We start from the raw sequence: 23,866 nt of genomic DNA on the forward strand, positions 1-23,866 counted from the left end.
GCCGGATCCTGAGGATGTCGCCTATTTGATTTACACCTCGGGTACTACCGGGGTGCCCAAAGGTGTTGCGATTACTCACCGCAACGTGACGCAGCTGTTGGGGTCGTTGGATGCCGGGCTGCCGGGCGCGGGGGTGTGGGCGCTGTGTCATTCGTTGGCGTTCGACGTGTCGGTGTGGGAGATCTTTGGTGCGTTGTTGCGTGGTGGGCGCCTGGTGGTGGTGTCGGAGTCGGTGACGGGTTCACCGCAGGACTTGCATCGGGTGTTGGTTGCTGAGCAGGTCAGTGTGTTGACGCAGACTCCATCGGCGGTGGCGGCGTTGCCGGTTGAGGGGTTGGAGTCGGTGGCGTTGGCGGTGGTCGGTGAGGCCTGTCCGGCCGAGGTGGTGGATCGGTGGGCGCCGGGGCGGGTGATGGTCAATGCCTATGGCCCGACCGAGACCACGATGTGTGTGGCGATCAGCGCGCCGCTGACACCGGGATTTGGAACACCGCCGGTCGGCTCGCCGGTTTCGGGGGCGGCGCTGTTCGTCCTCGACGAGTGGTTGCGGCCCGTACCCGCCGGGGTGGTCGGGGAGTTGTATGTGGCCGGTCGCGGGGTCGGGGTCGGCTATGTGGGCCGGGCCGGGCTGACCGGGTCGCGGTTCGTGGCCTGCCCCTTCGCGGAGTCCGACGCGGGAGCGCCGGGCCAACGGATGTATCGCACAGGGGATTTGGTGCGTTGGGGTGCCGACGGGCAGCTGCGGTATGTGGGCCGTGCTGATGAGCAGGTCAAGATCCGGGGCTATCGCATCGAGCTCGGGGAAGTGCGCGCGGCGTTGGCCGAGTTGCACGGGGTGGAGCAGGCGGTGGTGATCGCCCGCGAGGACCGCCCGGGCGACAAGCGCCTGGTCGGTTACGTCACCGGGACCGGAGACCCGGCCGAGCTCCGCATGCAGCTGGCTGAGCGGCTACCGGACTACATGGTGCCGGCCGCGGTGGTCGTGTTGGACGTGCTGCCGCTGACCCCCAACGGCAAACTCGACACCCGCGCGCTGCCGGCACCGGGGTATCAGCATGCCGGTTATCGCGCTGCGGCCGGCCCGGTCGAGGAGATTTTGGCCGGCATGTTCGCCGAGGTGCTGGGACTCGAGCGGGTCGGTGTCGACGAGTCCTTCTTCGACTTGGGTGGGGACTCGCTATTGGCGATGCGTCTGATCGCCAAGGTCGAGATGGGTCTGGATGCCGACCTTTCGGTGCGCACCGTGTTCGAGGCTCCCACAGTGGCCCAGTTGGCGCTGCGCGTTGGTGCTGATGGGGGTCGGCGCGAGCCGTTGGTGGCCGTGGAGCGGCCGGCGGTGGTGCCGTTGTCGTTTGCCCAGCAGCGGTTGTGGTTTATCGACCAGTTGCTCGGCCCTTCACCGATCTACAACATGGCGGCGGCCTTGCGGCTCAGCGGACGGCTAGATGCCGAGGCGTTGGGGGCGGCGCTGGCCGATGTGGTGGCCCGCCAGGAGAGCCTGCGCACCGTGTTCCCGGCGGTCGAGGGGATACCCCAGCAGCTGGTGATCCCGGCCGAGCGGGCCGACTTCGGTTGGCAGGTCGTCGATGCCACCGACTGGCCGGAAAGCCGACTGGGTGAGGCCATCGGCGCGGCAGTGCATCACTCGTTTGATCTGGCGAGCGAGATTCCGTTGCGGGCAAGGCTTTTCCGCGTCGCCGAGGACGAGCACGTGCTGGTGGCCGTGATGCATCATATCGCCGCCGACGGCGTGTCGATGTCGCCGCTGGTGGCTGATCTGGGCGTGGCCTTTGCCAGCCGGTGTGCGGGGCGCGCCCCCGGGTGGGCGCCGTTGGCGGTGCAGTATGCCGATTACACGCTGTGGCAGCGAGCCCAGTTGGGCGAGGTGGCCGATGCCGAGAGCCCGATCGCTGCGCAGCTGGCGTATTGGGAACACCAACTGGGCGGGATGCCCGAGCGGCTGGCGTTGCCCACCGATCGGCCCTATCCGCCGGTGGCCGATTACCGCGGGGCCAGTGTGATCGTGGATTGGCCGGCCGAGCTACACCAGCGGGTTGCGCAGCTGGCCCGTGAGCACAACACGACCAGCTTCATGGTGATCCAGGCCGCCCTGGCGGTGCTGTTGTCCAAGCTCAGCGCCAGTCCCGATGTGGCGGTGGGGTTCGCGATCGCCGGGCGTGATGATCCCGCACTCGATGAGCTGGTGGGCTTTTTCGTCAACACGTTGGTGCTGCGGGTCGATCTGACCGGGAATCCCACCGTGGCCGAGCTGCTGGGCCAGGTGCGGGGCCGCAGTCTGGCTGCCTATGAGCACCAGGATGTGCCCTTCGAGGTGCTGGTGGAGCGGCTCAACCCGACCCGGTCGTTGGCCCATCATCCGCTGGTGCAGGTGGTATTGGCCTGGCAGAACTTCGCCCGAGACGACGGCGCCCCCGCCGGGCTGGCGTTGGGTGATCTGCAGGTCACGCCGCTGTCCGCGGACACCCAGGTCGCCCGCATGGACCTGACATTCACGTTGGGCGAACGCTGGAGCCAGGCCGGCGAGCCCGCCGGGATCGGCGGATCGGTGGAGTTCCGTACCGACGTGTTCGACACCGAAAGCATCGAAACGCTCATCGCACGGTTGCAGCAGGTGTTGATGGCGCTCACCGCAGACTCCACCCGGTTGTTGTCGTCGGTGGATGTGCTGGGTGCGGGTGAGCAAGCCCGGTTGGATGAGATCGGCAATCGGGCGGCATTGACCCGGACCGTGTCAACCGCGGCGTCGATTCCAGCCGTGTTCGCCGAGCAGGTGGCCCAGACACCGGATGCGGTGGCGGTGACCTTCGAAGCCCGCTCGATGACGTATCGCGAGCTCGATGAGGTGTCGAGTCGGTTGGCGCATCTGTTGGCCGGTCAGGGGGCGGGGCCGGGACAGACTGTGGCACTGCTGTTTTCCCGTTGCGCCGAGGCGGTCGTGTCGATGTTGGCGGTGCTCAAGACCGGGGCGGCCTATCTGCCGATTGATCCCGCGCATCCAGCGACCCGGATCGGGTTCGTGCTCGGCGATGCCGCACCGATCGCCGCAATCACCAACGCGGACCTGGCCGGGCGGCTCGACGGGCATGAGGTGGCGGTCATCGACGTCAACGACCCGCGCATCCAGACGTATCCGTGCACGGGATTGCCGGGGCCGGCGCCCGAGGATCTTGCTTACGTGATTTACACCTCGGGCACGACCGGGGTGCCCAAAGGTGTTGCCATCACTCATCACAACGTCACCGAGCTGCTGGGGTCTCTGGATCCGGATCTGGCCGGGCCGGCACAGGTGTGGTCGCAGTGGCACTCCTATAGCTTTGACATCTCGGGCTGGGAGATCTATGGCGCCCTGCTGCACGGTGGGCGACTGGTGGTGGTGCCCGAGTCGGTGGCGGCCGCACCCGAGGACTTGCACGCCCTGCTGATCAGCGAACAGGTCAGCGTCTTATGCCAAACCCCCTCGGCGGTGGGCACATTGCCGCCACACGGGCTGGAGTCGGTGACCCTGCTCGTGGGGGGTGAGGCCTGCCCGGCCGAGCTGGTCGAGCGGTGGGCGCCGGGGCGGGTGATGATCAACGAATACGGCCCGACCGAAACCACCATGTGGGTGGCGTTGAGCGCGCCGCTGACAGCGGGCGTGGATGCGGTGCCGATCGGTGCACCGGTAGCCGGTGCGGCGTTCTTCGTGCTGGATCGGTGGCTGCAACCGGTGCCGGCCGGGGTGGTCGGGGAGTTGTATGTGGCCGGCACCGGAGTCGGGTTCGGCTATGTGCGCCGCGCCGGGCTGACCGCATCACGGTTTGTGGCCTGCCCGTCTGGGGGGTCCGGGGCGCGGATGTATCGCACCGGGGACCTAGTGTGTTGGGGACCCGATGGACAGCTGCAGTACCTGGGCCGCGCCGACGAACAGGTCAAGATCCGCGGCTATCGCATCGAACTCGGCGAAATCCGCGCGGCGCTGGCCGCCCTGGACGGAGTCGAGCAGGCCGCGGTGATCGCCCGCGAGGACCGCCCCGGCGACAAACGCCTGATCGGCTACATCACCGGCACCGCCGACCCGACCCAGATCCGCACCCGACTGGCCCAGCGGCTACCGGCCTACATGGTCCCGGCCGCAGTAGTGGTGATCGACACGCTGCCGCTGACCGTCAACGGCAAACTCGACACCCGCGCCCTGCCCGCACCCGAATACACCGAGGGCGACCACTACCGCGCCCCGGCCACCCCCACCGAAGAGACCCTGGCCGGCATCTACGCCCAAATACTGGGCCTCGACCGGGTCGGAGTCGACGACTCCTTCTTCGACCTGGGCGGAGACTCACTATCCGCAATGCGGGTAATCGCCGCAATCAACAGCACCCTGAATGCTCACCTTGCGGTGCGCACCTTATTCGATGCGCCCACGGTGGCCAGGCTAGCGCCGCGTATCGGAGAAGGCGGGGCCGGGCTGGAGCCGTTGGTGGCTGTGGAGCGGCCGGCGGTAGTGCCGTTGTCGTTTGCCCAACAGCGGTTGTGGTTCCTGGACCAGTTGCAGGGGCCGTCGCCGATCTACAACATCCCGGCAGCGTTGCGGCTGAGCGGGCGCCTTGATGCCGAGGCGTTGGGGGCGGCGCTGGCCGATGTGGTGGCCCGTCAGGAGAGCCTGCGGACCGTGTTCGCGGCGCCTGAGGGCATACCCCAGCAGGTGGTTATGCCTGCCGAGGGCGTCGATCTCGATTGGCAGGTTGTGGATGCCACCGGCTGGCCGGAAAGCCGGCTGGGTGAGGCCATCGGCGCCGTGGTGCATCACTCGTTTGATTTGGCGACCGAGATCCCGTTGCGGGCAAGGCTTTTCCGCGTCGCCAATGACGAGCATGTGCTGGTGGCGGTGGTGCACCATATCGCCGCCGACGGCTGGTCGATCACCCGGCTGGTGGCTGATCTGGGGGTGGCCTATGCCAGCCGGTGTGCCGGGCAGGCCCCGGGGTGGGCGCCCTTAGCGGTGCAGTACGTGGATTACACGCTGTGGCAGCGCACGCACCTTGGCGATCTGGCCGATGCCGACAGCCGCATCGCCGCGCAGCTTGCCTACTGGGAGCAGGAGCTGGCCGGGTTGCCCGAGCGGCTGGCGTTGCCCACCGACCGGCCCTATCCGCCGGTGGCCGATTACCGCGGGGCCAGTGTGGCCGTGGAGTGGTCGGCGGAGTTGCAGCAGCAGATCGCGCGGATGGCCCGCGAGCACAACGCGACCAGCTTCATGGTGATCCAGGCCGCACTGGCGGTGTTGCTGGCCAAGATCAGCGCCAGTCCTGATGTGGCGGTGGGGTTCCCGATCGCCGGGCGCCGTGACCCTGTGCTGGATGAGGTGGTGGGGGTTTTCATCAACACCCTGGTGTTGCGGGTGGAGATGGCCGACGATCCCACGGTCGTTGAGCTGCTGGCTCAGGTGCGAGCGCGCAGCCTGGCCGCCTTCGAGCACCAGGACGTGCCCTTCGAAGTACTGGTGGAGCGGCTCAACCCGACCCGGTCGTTGGCCCATCACCCGCTGGTGCAGGTCTCGTTGGCCTGGCAGAACTTCTTCCGGGCGGAGAACAACGCCGCCGCGTTGGCCTTAGGTGATCTACAGGTCACGCCGCTGTCCGCGGACACCCACACCGCCCGCATGGACCTGACATTCACATTGGGCGAACGCTGGAACCAAGCCGGCGAGCCCGCCGGGATCGGCGGGGCGGTCGAGTTTCGCACCGATGTGTTCGACGCGGCCAGCATCGAGGCACTGATCGCGCGGTTGCAGCGGCTGTTGATGGCGGTCACCGCCGATCCCACCCGGCGACTGTCGTCGGTGGATGTGTTGGATGCGGGTGAGCATGCCCGGCTGGATGAGGTCGGAAACCGGGCGGTGTTGACCGCGCCGGCCAGCGCGCCGGCGTCGATTCCAGCGCTGTTCGTCGAGCAGGTGGCCCGGACACCGGATGCGGTGGCGGTGACCTTCGAAGCCCGTTCGATGACCTACCGCGAGCTCGATGAGGCGTCGAATCGGTTGGCGCATCTATTGGCCGGCCAGGCAGTGGGTCCGGGACAGACTGTGGCACTGCTGTTTTCGCGGTCGGCCGAGGCGATCGTGGCGATGATGGCGGTACTCAAGACCGGGGCGGCGTATGTGCCGATCGACCCCGCGCTCCCAGTGGCCCGGATCGGGTTCATGCTTGCCGACGCCGCACCGATCGCCGCGCTCACCACTTCCGAGTTGGCCGGGCGGCTGGACGGGCATGGGGTGCTGGTCATCGACGTCGACGACCCGCGCATCCACACGTATCCGTGCACGCGATTGCCGGCGCCGGATCCCGACGATATCGCCTACCTGATCTACACCTCGGGCACCACCGGTGTTCCCAAGGGGGTGGCAGTCGCCCACCGCAACATCAGTCAGCTGGTGGCAACCCTGCACGCAGACCTTCCACCGGGACCGGGCCAGGTGTGGTCGCAGTGGCACTCCCACAGCTTCGATGTCTCGGTGTGGGAGGTCTTCGGCGCGCTGTTGCACGGCGGGCGGCTGGTGGTGGTGCCCGAATCGGTGGCGCGTTCGCCGGAAGACTTCCACGCTTTGCTGGTTGCCGAAGAAGTCAGTGTGCTGAGTCAGACCCCGTCCGCGGCGGGGATGCTGTCACCGGACGGTTTGGAATCGGTCACCTTGGTGGTGGCCGGCGAGGCTTGCCCGGCCGAACTGGTGGATCGCTGGGCGCCGGATCGAGTGATGCTCAATGCCTATGGGCCGACCGAGGCCACGGTGTATGCGGCGGTCAGTGCGCCGCTGGTGGCCGAGCCGGGTGTGGTGCCGATCGGGTCGCCGGTACCGGGAGCGGCAATGTTTGTGCTGGACAGCTGGTTACGGCCAGTGGCCGCCGGCGTGGTCGGCGAGTTGTACGTCGCCGGGGCCGGCGTGGCAGGCGGCTACTGGCAGCGGGCGGGTTTGACCGCATCGCGCTTTGTGGCCTGCCCGTTCGCCGGCGCCGGAGCGCCGGGAACACGCATGTATCGCACCGGGGATCTGGTGTGTTGGGGAGCCGATGGGCAGCTGCGGTATCTGGGGCGTGCCGATGAGCAGGTCAAGATCCGCGGCTATCGCATCGAGCTCGGCGAGATCCGCGCGGCGCTGGCCGCCCTCGATGGGGTGGAGCAGGCGGTGGTTATTGCTCGCGAGGACCGCCCCGGCGACAAACGCCTGATCGGCTATGTCACCGGGACCGTCGACCCGGCCGAGCTCCGCACCGCACTGGCCCAGCGGCTACCGGCCTACATGGTGCCGGCGGCAGTAGTGGCGCTTGACACGTTGCCGTTGACCCCCAACGGCAAACTCGATACCCGCACTCTGCCGGCACCCGGATACGCCAAGGCCGACGGCTACCGCGCCCCGGCCACCCTCACCGAGGAGATCCTGGCCGGCATCTACGCCCAGGTCCTCGGGCTCGAGCGGGTCGGAGTCGACGACTCCTTCTTCGACTTGGGTGGGGATTCCCTGTTGGCGATGCGCCTGATCGCGGCGATCAACACCAGCCTCGACGCAAACCTTGCGGTGCGGACGTTATTCCGCGCGCCGTCCGTTAGGGGCTTGAGTCAGCAGTTGGGCCAGGATGCCAGCGAAGTGGAAGTAGTCCCTGTTGAGTTCCTCAAGCAGGGCACCGGTATTCCGCTGTTCTGCATCCATCCCGCGGGTGGGGTGAGTTGGCCCTACCAGGCTCTCGGTAATTACCTGGACTGCCCGATCATTGGAATTCAACAAACCCCGCAAAATGGCGAGGCCAAGCCCCCGTCAATTCGCGATATGGCGAAGAACTATGCCGACAGGATTCAACGGATCTGTCCGACCGGGCCCTACAGCCTTCTTGGGTGGTCTTTCGGAGGTGCCGTCGCCCATGAAATTGCCATCGAGCTTCAGCGACGCGGACACATAGTCGCGCGCCTTGTCCTTCTCGATGCTCAACCCAGTATGGACGACAGCGGCACTCTGCCGAACGTAGGCGAGGAGGACGTCCTAGAAGACGTCCTGCGGTTCTGCCGTATCGATGTTCCCGAACAGGATGAGCCGCTTACCTATCAGCGGGTAGAAGAACTACTTCTCGCACGAGGAATTGCCGAATTCCCTCGCTACAAACAGCTTCTGGATTTGGGTGTCCAAAACATCAACAGCAACGGAGCGTTGTATCGAGCCCACGAACCCGGTGTCTTCGATGGGGACATAAGCATATTCACCGCTGTGCGGGATGAGGGTGATCACAGTTCGCATCTTCTGCAACGTTGGCGACCCTATGTCACTGGCGACATCAACAGCTACCCGATCGACTGTGTGCATGAAGAAATGATGAGCACCGAATCGCTCACCCTGTATGGCCAACAACTCAAAGTCCTATTGAAAGCTGAATGCGTGCGCGCAAACGACAAGCTACTTAGTCGTTGCTCTGAGGAGGCGAAGTGACCACACACCAGATCGACGACGTTATGCAGCGCCCGTCTTCGACCGATTCTCCGCTCAGGATCGGCACCACACCTGTCACTCCTGTTGCCGTGATCGGGATGGCTTGCCGGCTACCCGGAGCCATCGACTCCCCGGAGCAGTTGTGGGAGGCGTTGTTGCGCGGCGACGACCTGGTCACCGAAATTCCGCCCGACCGCTGGGACGCCGACGAATACTACGACCCCGAGCCGGGTGTGCCGGGTCGGTCGGTATCCAGGTGGGGCGCCTTCATCGACGACGTCGCCGGCTTCGATCCCGAGTTCTTCGGAATCAACGAGCGGGAAGCGACCGCGATGGATCCGCAACACCGGTTGCTTTTGGAGACCTCATGGGAGGCCATGGAACATGCCGGTCTCACGCGGGAGCGAATCGCCGACTCGCTGACTGGTGTGTTCATGGGATTGACGCATGGCGACTACCAATTGCTGGCCGCCGATGCGCACTCCGTGGAGGGGGCGTACGGATTTTCCGGCAGCAACTTCAGCCTGGCTTCCGGGCGCATCGCCTATGCCCTGGGGGTCCACGGTCCCGCATTGACGGTGGACACCGCATGTTCTTCCGGGCTGACCGCGATACACCTGGCGTGCCGCAGCCTGCACGAGGGCGAAAGCGACCTCGCCCTGGCCGGCGGCGTCACGCTGGCGTTGGACCCGCGGAAATTCGCCGCGGGGTCCGCCGAGGGCATGCTGTCCCCGACCGGACGCTGCCACGCCTTTGACGTCGCGGCCGACGGGTTCGTGGGCGGTGAGGGCAGCGTCATGCTGCTACTCAAGCGGCTGTCCGACGCCCTACGAGATGGTGATCGGATTCTGGCTGTGGTGCGCGGGACGGCCGCCAACCAGGACGGTCATACCGTGAACATCGCGACACCGTCCAAGACCGCGCAGACCGCGGTGTATCAGGCGGCGTTGGCCGCCGCGAGTGTGGACGCCCGCACGGTCGGCATGGTCGAGGCCCACGGGCCCGGCACCCCGGTGGGTGACCCGATCGAATACGCCAGCCTGGCCAACGTCTACGGCATCGACGGCCCTTGCGCCCTGGCGTCGGTGAAGACCAACTTCGGCCATGCGCAGGCGGCCTCCGGAGCGCTCGGGATGATGAAGGCGATCCTCGCGCTGCAGCACGGTGTGGTCCCCCGGAATCTGCACTTCACCCGGCTACCCGATGACCTTGCCAAGATCGATACGAAACTGTTTGTGCCGCAAGAGGCTACACCGTGGGTCACCAACGGGCACCATCCACGGCGGGCGGCGGTCTCGTCGTACGGGCTGTCCGGAACCAACGTGCACGCCATCGTGGAACAAGCACCCGAACGGGCTCTCGAAACCATTGTGCCCGAACCTAACTCAGCGGAACCGTCGGCGCCGCTACTGTTCCCGTTGTCGTCCACCTCGGCCGACGAACTGCGCCGCACCGCCGGCCGGCTGGCCGACTGGCTGCGGGCACACGACGATCTCGCGTTGCCTGATCTGGCCTATACCCTGGCGCGTCGGCGCGCGCACCGCCCGGTACGCACCGCCGTCGTTGCCGGCAACCGGCCCGAGCTCGCAGCGGCTTTGCGCGAGGTTGCCGACGGCGATACTCCGTATCCGGCCGCGGTCGGACAGGACGACCTTGGACCGGTATGGGTGTTCTCCGGGCAGGGTTCGCAATGGGCGGCGATGGGCGCAGACCTGATGGCGACCGAACCGGTGTTTGCCGCCACCGTCGCGCAGGCCGAGCCCGTGATCGCCCACGAGTCCGGGTTTTCAGTGACCGAGGCGATATCGGCGCCGCAGATCGTGACCGGTCAAGACCGGATCCAGCCGACACTGTTCACCATGCAGGTCGCGCTGGCGGCCACCATGAGATCCCACGGCGTCCGCCCGGGCGCGGTCATCGGGCACTCCCTCGGCGAGGCCGCCGCGGCTGTTGTCGCGGGTGCACTATCGCTGGAAGACGGGCTGCGTGTTATCTGCCGCCGCTCGCGGCTGATGTTCCGCGTTGCCGGTACCGGTGCCACGGCATCGGTGGAATTGCCTGCGCAGCAAGTGATTTCGGAGCTGACGGCACGCGGTATCAACGACGTCGTGGTGGCGGTGGTGGCCTCGCCGCAGTCCACGGTGATTGCCGGCGCCGCGCAAACGGTTCGCGAGCTGGTCGCGGCCTGGGAGCAGCGTGATGTGATGGCCCGCGAGGTCCCCACCGATGTCGCCTTTCATTCGCCTCAAGTCGATCCGATCATGGACGAGCTGACCGAGGCACTCGCCGAGATCAGCCCGATGACACCGGAAGTTCCCTTCTACTCGGCGACCCTGTTCGACCCGCGCGAGCAGCCAGTGTGCGACGCCCGCTACTGGGCGAACAACATGCGCCGCATGGTGCGGTTCGCCACGGCCGTGCAGGCCGCGTTGGAGGACGGCTACCGGGTCTTTGCCGAGCTGGCGCCACACCCGCTGCTCATCCGCGCTCTCGAGCAGACCGCCCGCAGTCGCGAGATGCCGATGGCCGCTCTGGCCGGTATGCGCCGGGAACAAGCGCTTCCCTACGGGTTGCGTGGGTTTGTGGCGGATCTGCACAGTGCGGGCGCCGCGGTCGATTTCTCCGTGCTCTGCCCGACTGGGCGGCTGGTGGACGCGCCGCTGCCGACCTGGACGCACCGTCGGCTGTGGTTGAGCGGCGGCGGTCCGGAATCCCCGACACATGGTGGTTGCACCGTTTCAGTACATCCGCTGCTGGGCTCGCACGTGCACTTGCAGGAGGAGCCCGAGCGCCACTTGTGGCAGGCCGAGGTCGGCACCGCCGCCCAGCCCTGGCTCGCCGACCACCAGATCCGCAATGTGGTTGTGCTTCCGGGAGCCGCTTACTGCGAAATGGCGCTGGCGGCCGCGCGTACCGTGCTGGGCGAGACGGCTGAGGTTCGCGACATCCGCTTCGAGCAGGCGCTCCTGCTGGATGAGCAGACCACGATCGGCGCCTCGGCGTCGCTGTCATCGCCGGGCCTCGTCGACTTCACCGTTGAGTCAAATCGGGTCGGCGAACAGACGCGGCATGCTGCCGCAGTCCTCCGTGCCGCGGAGGATGAGCAGCCACCCGCGTACGACGTGTCCGCGCTACTCGCCGCGCATCCGAGTTGCGATGACGGCGAGGAGGTGCGCAAGCGCATGGACCAACGCGGTGTTCAGTACGGTCCCGCGTTCGCCGGTCTGGGTGATGTCCACATCGGCGAGGAGGCGACCGGCACCGTCCTGGCCGAGGTGGCGCTACCGCGCCAAATCCGCTCGCAGCAAGCCGCTTACGGCGTGCACCCTGCGCTGTTGGATGCCTGTTTCCAGTCCGTCGAAGCTCATCCGGACGTCCAGGCACTGGGCGAAGGTGCGCTGGGGTTGGTGTTGGGTATCCGTCGACTCCGCTCCTACAGCGCCGCCCGCAACGCCCACTACTGCTACACGCGGGTGATCAAAGCCGATACCTCCGGGGTCGAGGCCGACGTCGACGTGCTCGACGAGCATGGGGCAGTCCTGCTGACCGTGCAGGGGCTGCGAGTGGGCACCAGCGCGTCCGAGGGCGGCAATAAAGATCGGGTGCTGGCTGAGCGGCTGTTGACGATCGAATGGCGGCAACGAGAATTGCCCGAGCCGGACCACACTGACGCCGGAAGCTGGCTGTTGATCGGCACTACCACCACCGCGGATGTGCTGGCCAGCACGTTGGCCGACGCCCTGAAACACCTTGGGGTGCACAGCACTACGATGTCCTGGCCGCAGCAGGCCGACCACACGTCAAACGTGGAACAGCTTGGAAACCATTTGCGCGGCGGTGGATTCACCGGTGCGGTGATCCTCACCGGACCGAAAAACGGCGACGCTGACGAGCACTGTGCGCTTCTGGGCCGGGACTATGTGCAACATCTGGTGCGCATTGCCCGCGAGTTGGCGAACCTTCCCGGCGAATCGCCGCGCTTGTATGTCGTGACCCGCAACGCCCAGACCGTGGTGTCCAACGACGTGCCCAACCTCGAGCAGGCCGGGCTGCGGGGCCTGGTCCGGGTAATCGGCATGGAGCAACCGCATCTGGGCATCGGCCAGATCGACGTGGACGAATCCACCGACGCCGAACAGCTGGCACGGCAACTGCTCGCCGGGCCGGACGAGGACGAGACCGCCTGGCGAAATGGCGCGTGGTACAACGCGCGGTTGTGCCCCGCTCCACTGCTCCCCGAGGAGCGGCAAACCGCCGTCGCCGACCACGAGTGCGACGGGATGCGTCTGCAGATCCGTACGCCCGGTGATCTGGAGTCACTCGAACTCGTTGCCTGCGACCGCGTTCCACCGGGGCCGGGACAGATCGAGGTCGCGGTCCGCGCGTCCAGCATCAACTTCGCCGACGTGCTCGTCGCGTTCGGCCGTTACCCCGCTTTCGAGGGGCACCTGCCTCAGCTGGGCACCGACTTCGCGGGCGTCGTGACAGCGGTCGGACCAGACGTGACCGACCACAAGGTGGGTGACCATGTCGGGGGCCTGAGCGCCAACGGTTGTTGGGGTACCTTCCTCACCTGCGACGCGCGCCTGGCTGTCACGCTGCCGGCCGGGCTGGCCGATGATCAGGCGGCGGCGGTCACTACCGCGCACGCCACCGCCTATTACGGCCTGCATGAGCTGGCTCGAATCAAGGCGGGTGACCGGGTGCTGATCCACTCCGCGACCGGTGGGGTCGGACAGGCGGCAATCGCGATCGCGCGGGCCGCGGAAGCCGAGATCTTCGCCACCGCCGGCAGCGAGCAGCGTCGACAATTATTGCGCGACATGGGTATTGAGCACGTTTACGACTCGCGAAGCGTGGAGTTCGCCGACCTGATACGCCGCGACACCGACGGCTATGGCGTGGACATCGTGCTCAACTCCGTCATCGGCGCCGCCCAGCGTGCGGGCGTCGAATTGCTGGCGTTCGGTGGACGATTCGTCGAGATCGGCAAACGCGACATCTACGGCGACACCCGATTGGGGCTCTTCCCGTTCCGGCGCAATCTGACGTTCTACGCCCTCGACCTGGCGTTGATGTCATTCAGCCACCCGGACAGGCTGCGAGACTTGCTGAACACGGTGTACCAACTCACCGCGGACGGTTCGTTGCCGATGACGGAAAGCACGCACTACCCGCTTGCCGACGCTGCCACCGCAATTCGGGTGATGAGCGGCGCCCAGCACACCGGCAAACTCGTGCTCGATGTCCCGCACGCCGGCCGCAGCCGCGTGATGGTGCCGCCGGCGCAGGTCGGGGTCTTCCGCAACGACGGCGCCTACATCATCACCGGCGGGCTGGGAGGCCTGGGGCTGTTCTTGGCCGAGAAGATGGCTTCTCCTGGTTCGGGGGCCGGCTGCGGGCGTATCGTGCTGTCCTCGCGCTCGCAACCAAATCAGAAGGCGCTGGAGCTGATCGAGCGCATCCGCGAGATCGGTGCCGACGTCGTGGTGGAGTGCGGCGACATAGCCGAGGCCGGTACGGCTCAGCGGTTGGTGGCCACGGCGACCGCCACCGGTCTTCCGGTGCGCGGTGTGCTACACCTGGCGGCGGTGATCGAGGACGCCACACTGACCAATATCACCGCCGAGCTCATCGAGCATGACTGGGCGCCAAAGGTTTACGGTGCATGGAATTTGCACACCGCCACCACTGAGCAGCCGTTGGACTGGTTCTGCTCGTTCTCCTCGGCCGCCGCGCTGGTGGGGTCGCCCGGGCAGGGTGCCTACGCCGCGGCCAACAGCTGGCTGGACGCCTTCACCCGCTGGCGCCGAGCTCGGGGTCTGCCGGCCACCGCGATCGCATGGGGTGCCTGGGCGCGGATAGGACGCGGCACCGCCTTGGCCGACGGCGCCGACGTTGCTATAGCTCCCGACGAAGGCGCGTATGCGTTCGAAGCGCTGCTGCGCCACGACCGCGCCTGCACCGGGTACGCGCCGATAACGGGCACACCGTGGTTGACCGCTTTCGCCCAGCGCAGTCCCTTCGCCGAAGCGTTCCGCAACCACGGGCAAAGCTCAACGGGCACAAGCAAACTGCGTGCCGAACTCGAGGAGCTGGCCCCGGACGAGTGGCCTACCCGGCTGCGGCGTCTGATCTCCGACCAGGTCAGCCTGATCCTGCGTCGCAACGTCGATCCCGATCGTCCGCTCTCCGAGTACGGCCTCGACTCGCTGGGTGGCCTCGAGCTACTTACCCGCATCCAGACCGAAACGGGCATCCGCGTGAACCCCGCCGACATCGCCACCATTGGCACCATTCGCGGTTTGGCGGATCTGCTGTGCGAAAAGCTGGCGCCCGCCGATGCCGCTTGAGGCAGGAAGGAAATCATGACATCTGACTACATGATCACAGGAAAGTCCGCTTCCGGACGGCGCAGTGGCGCGTGCCCTGGTTTCGGAGGCGGCGCGCCAGGCGAAGGGAGCCGACCCGAGAACCTCGACTTCTTCACCGAGAAGTCGCTCGTCGATGACCCCTACGACTACTACGACGCGATCCGTCGTTGCCCGGTATGGCGTGAGCCGGCGCACGGCGTGGTGATGGTGTCGGGGTACGACGAGGCCCTCGCGGTGCAACGCGACTCCGACCAGGACTTGTCGGTATGCAATATAGTCAGCGGACCATGGTCGGGGATTCCGACCAAAACCGACTGCGATGACATCTCGGATGTGATCGAGCGGCACCGTAAGAGGGTTACGTTCGGCGACTATTTCATCACGTTCGATCCTCCGACGCACACCGCGCACCGCTCGCTGTTGAGCCGGTTGTTCACGCCGAAGCAGCTCAAGAACAACGAGGACTTCCTGTGGCGCCTTGCCGACGAGCAACTCAACCGCTTCGTCGCGAATGGCAAGTGCGAGATCGTCATTGACTACAATTTTCCGTTCACGCTCGACGCGATCACCGACCTTTTGGACGTGCCCGAGGCCGACCGTGAGCGATTCCGCCGCGCTGCGATAGCCAGCAGGCTCGAAGGTGATCGCAGTGGTTTCGTTGGCGTGAAAGAGGAGTGGTTCGTCGAGTACATCGAGGAACGGCGGCGCAATCCGCGCGACGACGTCCTCACCGAGCTGGCGCTGGCAAAGTTTCCCGATGGCACGACACCCGAGGCGATTGATGTTGCCCGCGTTGCCACGTTCATGTTCGCCGCCGGCCACGGCACGACGATCGACCTGCTGAGTCTCTCGATGCTAACGCTGGCCGAGCGACCTGACTTGCAACAGCTACTGCGCGAGGACAATTCGAAGATCCCCGCCTTCATCGAGGAGATGCTGCGCATCGAAAGCCCGATCAAATCGAATTTCCGCATGGCGCGTCGCACCACCCGGATCGGCGACATCGATGTGCAAGCCGGTACCAGCATTCTGGTGATGAATGGTGCGGCAAACCGCGATCCACGACGGTTCGACGAGCCCAACGAATTCCGCCTCGACCGCCCGAACATATTCCACCACATGGCATTCGGCCGCGGTATTCACACTTGTCCCGGCGCCCCGATTGCACGCGCCGAAGTACGCGTGAGTTTGGAACGAATCCTCAACCGGATGGCCGACATTCGGCTTTCCGACGCCAAGCACGGCCCGGCGGGCGCTCGTCGGCTCAAATGGGACAGCACCCTACTGTTCAGGCGCCTCAAGGAATTGCACCTCGAGTTCACACCCATTCAGGAGGTATCGAAAAATGACCACACTATCGTTGACTAGGTTGGCTGTCGGGGCTTGCGGCCTGGCATTGTCATTGTCCGCGGGCGCCGGGCTGGCGTCCGCCGATCGGGATCTGAGCCCATTTGTCAATACAACCTGCAACTACGACCAGGTGCAATCGGCGCTGCAGGCGGCAGATCCCCAAGCCGCCGCACAATTCAACTCTTCGCCGGAGAGTGTGTCCTTCTTGCGTCAATTCCTCGCCTCGCCGCCGGGTCAACGCCAGCGGATGGCCCAGATGCTGGCGAGCCAGCCAGGGTCTGACCAGCAGTTCGGACTCGTCTTGCGCGTCTTCAGCACCTGCAACAACTACTGAGCAGATCAGCACCCACCTTCGACCACCGCCGACTTTTTGGAGTTCTTCGTGGCCACACTCACCGGCGCTTTACCGCTCATCAGCACGCTGCGCGACGCGGTCTTTCTCTCGGCAACTGTCAGCGAGATCAAAAGGCTGGCACCAAGAATGCGCCGCATCCGGTTCAGTGGCCCGCGACTGCAGGGACTGACCTGGACGCCGGGTCAGCAGGTGCGGCTGAAGGTCGAGAGTCTGCGTGAATCTTGGTCAAGGCTGCACTCATACCCGGTGCTACGCACGTATTCCATCTACAACGCCGATCCCGACCTCGGCACACTCGACATCGTGATGTTCGACCACGATGGTGACCCCAAGGAGGCGACATCCGCCAGGCGCTGGGCGACGGCCACCTCCATCGGCGATGACGCCCAAATGGCCCGGCCCCAGGGCAATCTCGTCATCCGCCACGACGCGCCCTACCACGTCTTCGTCGGCGAGGAAACCGCGTCGGTCGCGTTCGCCGCGATGCTTCGATCTATGCCCCCAAGCGCCGAGGTTTACGGGGTGATCGAGGCCGCGACCGCCGCCGACCACCTTCCCCTGGCCCGACCCCTGACCCGGGTCGAGCGCGGTGACGCCTCAGCCGCGAACTCTGCTGTGCTCGCCGACGCCCTGCGTAGCCTTCCGCTGCCCGACCATGCTGGCATCGCCTACCTCGCCGGCGAGGCCCGCACCATACAAACCTTGCGCAAAGTATTGATCACCGAGCGTGGCTGGGACCGGCGTCAGATACGCACCAAACCCTTTTGGACCCCCGGCCGAACCGGCATGGAGTGATTATGGTTGAGACGTCCATTTTGGATCTGCTGTGTGAACGCGCCAGCTTGGCGCCCAACGACACGGCGTTCACCTTTATTGATTACGAGCGGGATTGGACCGGGATTGCCGAAAACCTGACGTGGTCGCAGCTGTATCGGCGAACGTTGAACGTTGCACGGGAACTCCAGCATTGCGGGTCAACGGGTGACCGCGCCGTCATCATGGCACCGCAGGGGCTCGATTACATCGTGGCGTTTCTCGGCGCGTTACAGGCGGGGCAGATCGCGGTTCCGCTTTCGGTACCGCTGGGTGGCGTCAGCGATGAGCGCGTCAGTTCGGTGCTGCGCGACGCGTCGCCGACTGTCGTTCTCACCACGTCCCCTGCCGCGGGAACAGTTGCCGGGTACGTCAAGTCGGAATCTGGCGGACGCGTTCCGTCGGTCGTGGAGGTTGACTTGCTGGACCTGGACGCCCGGACCGGATCCGGCGCCGGGAACGAGAATCGCCCCGACCTGGCGTATTTGCAGTACACGTCCGGGTCGACCCGCCAGCCGGCCGGGGTCATGGTCTCGCACCGAAACCTGCTGGCCAATTTCAGGCAGGTCATGGCCGACTTTTGGGTGGAGTACGGAGGCGTCGCTTCACCGGACACGACCGTTGTGTCGTGGCTGCCGTTTTACCACGATATGGGTTTGGTACTGGGAGTGTGCGCACCGATTCTGGCTGGACTCCGCGCTGTGCTGACGAGTCCGGTGTCGTTCCTACAGCGACCCGCCCGATGGATGCAATTGCTGGCCAAGGAAAGTCACGCACTTTCGGCGGCGCCGAACTTCGCCTTCGAATTGGCGGCACGCAAGACATCAGACGAGGACATGGCCGGACTGGATCTGGGGGACGTGCTCTTCATCTTCAGCGGTAGCGAACGGGTGCATCCCGCGACGATGCGGCGCTTCACCGACCGGTTCGCGCGCTTCAATTTGCCAGACAGCGCGATACGGCCGGGCTATGGCCTCGCAGAGGCAACGGTGTACGCGTTGACCCGCACACCGGCGCAACCGCCCAAAATCGTCCACTTCGAATCCGAGAAGCTGGCCACCGGTACCGCGGAGCAATGCGAGAGCGCAGCCGGCACACCGTTGGTCAGCTACGGGGTGCCGCGATCACCGATGATTCGTGTCGTTGATCCCGACACCAGAATTGAGTGCCCGCAGGGAACCGTCGGTGAGATCTGGGTGCACGGTGACAACGTCGCCATGGGTTACTGGCAAAAGCCCCAAGAGACCGAACGCATGTTCGGCGATCGGCTCGTCGCTCCGTCGGCCGGCGCACCCGAAGCGCCTTGGCTGCGAACTGGGGACTCGGGATTCTTCTCTGAAGGCGAGCTGTTCATCATCGGCCGCATCAAGGATCTTTTGATCGTCTACGGGCGTAACCACTCACCCGACGACATCGAAGCGACGGTTCAGGAGATCACCCGGGGTAGGTGCGCAGCGATAGCGGTTCCGCATGGGGGCACGGAAAAACTTGTCGTCATCATCGAAATCAAGAACCACGGTGCGTCCCACCAAGACGGGGCGGACAAGCTCGCCGTCGTCCAGCGCAAAGTCACCTCGGCGGTCTCCAACTCGCACGGCGTGGGCGTCGCGGATCTAGTTGTGGTGACGCCGGGTTCGATACCGATCACCACAAGTGGCAAGGTTCGGCGGGCGACGTGCGTCGAGCAGTACCGGCAAGGCCAGTTCGCCCGTTTGAACGCTTAGGCGTTTTGACCGTTGTCGCCGCCGTCCGCGGGATCTCGTCGACGAATTCGACCGCGGTGCCGCAATAGCCGTGTGCCTCAACAACTGCCAGTTCTGTCCGGTATAGTCCAGACACGCAACGCGGGAAGGGATTGATACTCAGGGGGTTCTCCAGCTCGTCTAATCGAGGAGAGCAGAAGTCCCTGCTGTGGTCTACCTGGGCTGCTGAAACGGCTTCGATTCCGCTGTTTTTCTTAGTCTTTCGACGGGCGAACGATTACGTCCGTCAATCTGCGTCGTCGTTCTTTTTCGTTGCACCCCAAGGCTTTCCCACTGGACGCCAGCAGAACAGGTTGGTGCCCTGACGGTGCCAGAGATAGGTGTCAAGATCACCCAAGCTGGTATGTGCCACAAACTTCCATATTGGCAAATCTGGTGGATTTGATTTTCTATGCATTATCCCTCCCTTTAAAAACTGCAACTGACCAGACCGAAGCCGGTTGATCCCGGTCGCGCACCTGTGGCTCGCGATCGCTTCGGCGCACGCAATGACGCGTGTTTTTGTGGCCAGCTGGTAATAGCTGAATTGGCGATGTCGCTGTGCGTCGGTGGCTTAGTCCACATGATCGGGTGCGACTTTGTTTTGGTAACAATCGGCCTTGCGCCGCAAACGTCTACCAACGTCGCTGGCGGTGGAGCCAAGCCGTCGACTGCCATCTGGCGTCGCCGTGTGACATGCGCGATTACGTGTCATGCCCGGAGCCTATGGTCGCGCTTGCTGCTACCGGGGACGACGCGAGCAAAATAGAGTAGTCCGCGCGTCAAGGTAGGGTGGTGGTATCGAATAATTTCACTCGGCGCCAATCAAGCCGGCACGTCACTGCTGCCGGAGAGTAAGACGAGAAAACGCATGCCTACTCGACCACCGCGCGGAATTGAACGAAGAGCGCCGGGTGAAATGTTGGTATTTTCGGAACTGTTAATTTCGCGTTACACCGCTGGCGTCCACGGACAATCCTCCGCCTGCTGATTCAACCGCCGAAGAGTGGCACGACCCGGCGCTCACGTGCCCGCACGGTACGTTGGCGATCATGACATCGCTGCAGGACCAAGTCGTTTTCATCACCGGCGGTGCCCGGGGGATCGGGGCGGAGACCGCTCGCCGGCTGAGCACCAGGGGTGCCAAGCTTGTGCTGACCGATCTCAACGAGGCGGACCTCAAGGCGCTCGCCGCCGAACTCGGCGAGGAACGGGTGCTGACGGTCGTCGCCGACGTGCGCGACTTGTCGGCGATGGAGTCCGCCGCCGCCCTCGCCGTCGAGCGATTCGGCGGCATCGACGTGGTGGTGGCCAACGCCGGCATTGCCAGTTACGGCTCAGTGCTGCAAGTGGATCCAGACGCCTTCAAGCGGGTGCTCGACATCAATGTGCTCGGCGTCTTCCACACCGTGCGTGCCACGCTGCCCGCGCTGATCGAGCGCCGCGGCTACGTGCTCATCGTCTCGTCGTTGGCCGCGTACACCGCCTGCCCCGGGCTGGCGCCGTACAACGCCTCCAAGGCGGGCGTCGAGCTGCTGGCCAACGCGCTGCGGCTGGAGGTGGCCCACCAGGGCGTCACCGTCGGCTCGGCGCACATGTCGTGGATCAACACCGCGCTGGTCCGTGACACCCAGTCCGACCTGCCGGCGTTCAACCAGTTGCTGGCCAGCTTCCCGTGGCCGCTGAACAAGACGACGACCGTCGACAAGTGCGCGGCCGCTTTCGTCAAGGGCATCGAGCGCCGGCGCACCCGCGTCTACTGCCCGCGTTGGGTGGCGCTGTTCCGTTGGGTCAAGCCGGTGCTGTCCAGCCCGGTGGGCGAGATGCCGCTGCACAAATCGACCGCCGAGCTGTTGCCTCAGCTGGACGCCCAGGTCGCCGCGCTGGGCCGCTCCACCAGCGCCTACAACAACGACCTCGGTGCGTCCTAGCCGGTCTTGGCCGCGCGCTGCGACGCGACGGCAGCCACCCGGTTGCGCACCAGGAACCACCCGGCGCTCAGCGCTGGGATGACGAACACCACCGTCGCGATGGTCCAGGTGCCGGTCTCCTTGTCGAACGCCATCATGACCAGGACGGCGGCCAGGAACGCCAGGGTGAGGTACCCCGAGTACGGGGCCCACGGCATCCGGAACCGCGGCCGTTCGACGAGCCCGGCCTTGGCCAGCCGGTAGAAGCGCAGCTGACACAGCACGATGGTCGCCCAGGTCGCGATGATGCCCGGCGCAACGATGTTGAGCACGATCTCGAAGGCTTCGCCGGGGTTGACGGCATTCAGGGCGATGCCGAGCAGACAGATGGCGGCGGCCATCGCGATGCCGACGAAGGGCACCCCGTTCTTGGACATCCGAGTCGCGAACCGGGGTCCGCTGCCGCTGGACGCCATCGAGTGCATGATCCGGCCGGTGGAATACAGTCCCGCATTCAAGCTCGACAGGGCGGCGGTGAGCACCACGATGTTCATCAGGTCCCCGGCGCCGTGGAAGCCGATCTTGGAAAAGAAAGTGACGAAAGGACTTTCGGTGGCCTTGTAGGACGCGTAGGGCAGCAACAACGCCAGCAGCGCCACCGACCCGACGTAAAAGATCGCGATGCGCGCGATCACCGAATTGATAGCGCGGGGCATGACCTTCTCCGGCTCGGGAGTCTCGCCGGCGGCCGTGCCCACCAATTCGATGGCGGCATAGGCGAATACCACGCCCGAGGTGGTCAGCAGGACGGCCAGCACGCCGGATGGAAACAGTCCGCCGTGATCGGTCCACAGACTGAGCCCGGTGCTGTGACCGTCGATGCGAAACCGCCCCGCCAGGAAGACGATCCCGACCACCAGGAAGGCGACCAGCGCCAGAACCTTGACCAGCGCAGCCCAGAATTCCAGCTCACCAAACCACTCCACCGAGATCAGGTTCATCGATAGCACGACGATGAGGGCGAGCAGCGCCAGCACCCACTGGGGGATCGATTCGAACGCCGTCCACCGCCGCAGGTAGGTGGCGATCGCGGTGGTGTCGACGATGGCCGTCATCGACCAGCCCAGAAAGTACATCCAGCCGATGGCGTAGGCGGCCTTCTCGCCGAAGAACTCCCGCGAATACGACACGAACGAGCCCGACGACGGGCGGTGCAAGACCAACTCGCCCAGCGCTCGCAGGATCAGGAACACGAAAACGCCGCACACGGCGTAGACCAGAAACATCCCGGGTCCCGCCTTGGCCAGCCGGCCGCCCGCGCCCAGGAACAATCCGGAGCCTATCGCGCCGCCGATGCCGATCATCTGCACCTGCCGGGGCTTGAGTCCCTTGCGATAGCCGGCGTCTTCGCCGACTTCGCCAGCTACAGGATTTGGGCCGGCTATGGGATTTGGGTTGCCATCACCAGGCAACGCGGCCATGAAACGTCCAATCGGTAGGTCGCGAAGCGATGCTTCCGTACTCGGTCGGCCGACGGCAAATTCGGGGACTGCGAGCGTCAGTTTCGATGGTGGCGACCCGCTTCGCCCGGCTGCGCCGCGCTCGCGATCGCCACTAGCGCCCGAAGCCGGGGCGACGGCGGCGCAGATAGCGCTCGAACTCGGCGGCCAGCGCGTCGCCGTCGATCTTGCCCAGGGCGTCGTTCATGTCGACCTCGGCGTCGCCGCGTTGCTCGAGCGACAGCACGTACTCGGCGAGGTCCTCGTCCTCGGCGGTCATCTCGGTGACCGCCTGCTCCCAGTCCTCGGCGTCCGTCGGCAGGTCGGCCAGCGGCACCTCGATGTCGAGGACGTCCTCGACGCGGCGCAGCAGGGCCACCGTCGCCTTCGGGTTCGGCGGCTGCGACACGTAGTGCGGCACCGCCGCCCAGAACGTCACCGCCGGGATCCCGGCGGCCACGCAGGAGTCCTGAAACACCCCGGCGATGCCGGTCGGGCCCTCGTAGCGGCTTTCCTCGAGGCCGAAGCGTTTCGCCGATTCGGGGGAGTAGGCCGCGCCCGACACCGGGACGGGCCGGGTGTGTGGGGTGTCGGCCAGCAGCGCGCCCAGGATCACCACAGTGTCCACGTTGAGCTTGTCGGCGATGGCCACCAGCTCGGCGCAGAAGGTGCGCCAACGCATGTTGGGTTCCACCCCGTGCATCAACACGACATCGCGGTCGCTGCCCGGGGGCCGGCAGTGCGAGATCCGCATCGCCGGCCACACCAGTTCGCGGGTCACCCCGTCCACCTGCCGGATCACCGGACGATTCACCTGGTAGTCGTAGTACGCCTCGTCGTCGATCTCCAAGATCGGGTCGGCTTCCCAGATGGCCTCGAGGTGTTCGAGCGCGTCGCTGGCGGCGTCGCCGGCGTCGTTCCAGCCCTCGAACGCAGCCACGACGACGGTGTGGTGCAGTTCGGGCAATGCGGCTTCGCCAAAGGGGGGGCCGTCGGGCGGGGTCACAGAATTAGCGTACGGCCTCGCGGCCCGATGTTCGGGGCGCGGTGGCCGTGGATTCTCGGCCGATTGACGCTCGACCGGGGACTTTGCATAGGACGACTATTCTTATGGCGTGACTGCCGCTAACGAACACCGCTGCGAAACCGGCATCGATGAAATAGGTTCTGCTGCGATTTCGTTAACCTTGGTAACTATCACGTCGCCGACAAACTCCACGAGCTGTCGATAGCGGCGATGAGTTGGGCGTCCAGACGTCGATCGGGTGACGACGTAGACTTTTCTGGCCGAGAGGCGTTGCAACGGATACGGGTCTCCGCCGGTATCCGCCACGCTCGGCAGAGTCAAGGACG

General features: G+C 65.6%; 9 protein-coding genes. 7 read left to right on the forward strand and 2 right to left on the reverse strand.

The features are described from left to right. The 7 genes from A5760_RS25065 to A5760_RS25095 all read left to right on the forward strand — a co-directional run. Window positions 1-8,470: non-ribosomal peptide synthetase (locus A5760_RS25065; protein ID WP_155764474.1), on the forward strand; the 8,470-nt coding region annotated here is incomplete at its 5' end. Next, a complete protein-coding gene (gene pks2 / locus A5760_RS25070; RefSeq protein ID WP_064885900.1) occupies window positions 8,467-14,823 on the forward strand; it encodes a sulfolipid-1 biosynthesis phthioceranic/hydroxyphthioceranic acid synthase in 6,357 nt (2,118 codons plus the stop codon). The genes A5760_RS25065 and pks2, both read left to right, overlap by 4 nt. A 15-nt stretch (window positions 14,824-14,838) precedes the next feature. Further along, a complete protein-coding gene (locus tag A5760_RS25075; protein ID WP_082279613.1) occupies window positions 14,839-16,212 on the forward strand; it encodes a cytochrome P450 in 1,374 nt (457 codons plus the stop codon). Beyond that, window positions 16,190-16,528: a hemophore-related protein gene (locus tag A5760_RS25080; protein WP_064885902.1), complete on the forward strand. Its 339-nt coding sequence runs from the start codon at window positions 16,190-16,192 to the stop codon at window positions 16,526-16,528. The genes A5760_RS25075 and A5760_RS25080 overlap by 23 nt, the downstream gene beginning before the upstream one ends. Before the next feature lie 48 nt (window positions 16,529-16,576). After that, window positions 16,577-17,344, forward strand: coding sequence for a siderophore-interacting protein (locus A5760_RS25085; RefSeq protein ID WP_196772202.1), 768 nt, complete (start codon window positions 16,577-16,579; stop codon window positions 17,342-17,344). Between the two features lie 2 nt (window positions 17,345-17,346). Continuing rightward, window positions 17,347-19,086, forward strand: a complete 1,740-nt coding sequence (locus A5760_RS25090) for an AMP-binding protein (protein ID WP_064885906.1) — start codon at window positions 17,347-17,349, stop codon at window positions 19,084-19,086. Between the two features lie 1,070 nt (window positions 19,087-20,156). Continuing rightward, entirely contained in the window at window positions 20,157-21,035 is an 879-nt protein-coding gene (locus tag A5760_RS25095) for an SDR family oxidoreductase (protein WP_064885908.1), read from the forward strand. Here the strand turns inward: A5760_RS25095 and A5760_RS25100 are convergent. Next, window positions 21,032-22,495: an amino acid permease gene (locus A5760_RS25100; protein ID WP_064885910.1), complete on the reverse strand. Its 1,464-nt coding sequence runs from the start codon at window positions 22,493-22,495 to the stop codon at window positions 21,032-21,034. The genes A5760_RS25095 and A5760_RS25100 overlap by 4 nt on opposite strands. 133 nt (window positions 22,496-22,628) lie before the next feature. Next, window positions 22,629-23,519 carry a PAC2 family protein gene (locus A5760_RS25105; protein ID WP_181447489.1) on the reverse strand — a complete coding sequence of 297 codons (891 nt, stop codon included), beginning with the start codon at window positions 23,517-23,519 and terminating at the stop codon, window positions 22,629-22,631. Window positions 23,520-23,866: the final 347 nt, after the last annotated feature.

Origin of the sequence: Mycobacterium colombiense (assembly GCF_001665835.1) — a bacterium.
Lineage (GTDB): Bacteria > Actinomycetota > Actinomycetes > Mycobacteriales > Mycobacteriaceae > Mycobacterium > Mycobacterium colombiense_A.

What these genes read in the sequence shown, in the direction of transcription:
- A5760_RS25100 (WP_064885910.1), bottom strand. Translation starts at nt 22,495, where the DNA reads ATGGCCGCGTTGCCTGGTGATGGCAACCCAAATCCCATAGCCGGCCCA.
- A5760_RS25080 (WP_064885902.1), top strand. Translation starts at nt 16,190, where the DNA reads ATGACCACACTATCGTTGACTAGGTTGGCTGTCGGGGCTTGCGGCCTG.
- A5760_RS25095 (WP_064885908.1), top strand. Translation starts at nt 20,157, where the DNA reads ATGACATCGCTGCAGGACCAAGTCGTTTTCATCACCGGCGGTGCCCGG.
- A5760_RS25090 (WP_064885906.1), top strand. Translation starts at nt 17,347, where the DNA reads ATGGTTGAGACGTCCATTTTGGATCTGCTGTGTGAACGCGCCAGCTTG.
- A5760_RS25075 (WP_082279613.1), top strand. Translation starts at nt 14,839, where the DNA reads ATGACATCTGACTACATGATCACAGGAAAGTCCGCTTCCGGACGGCGC.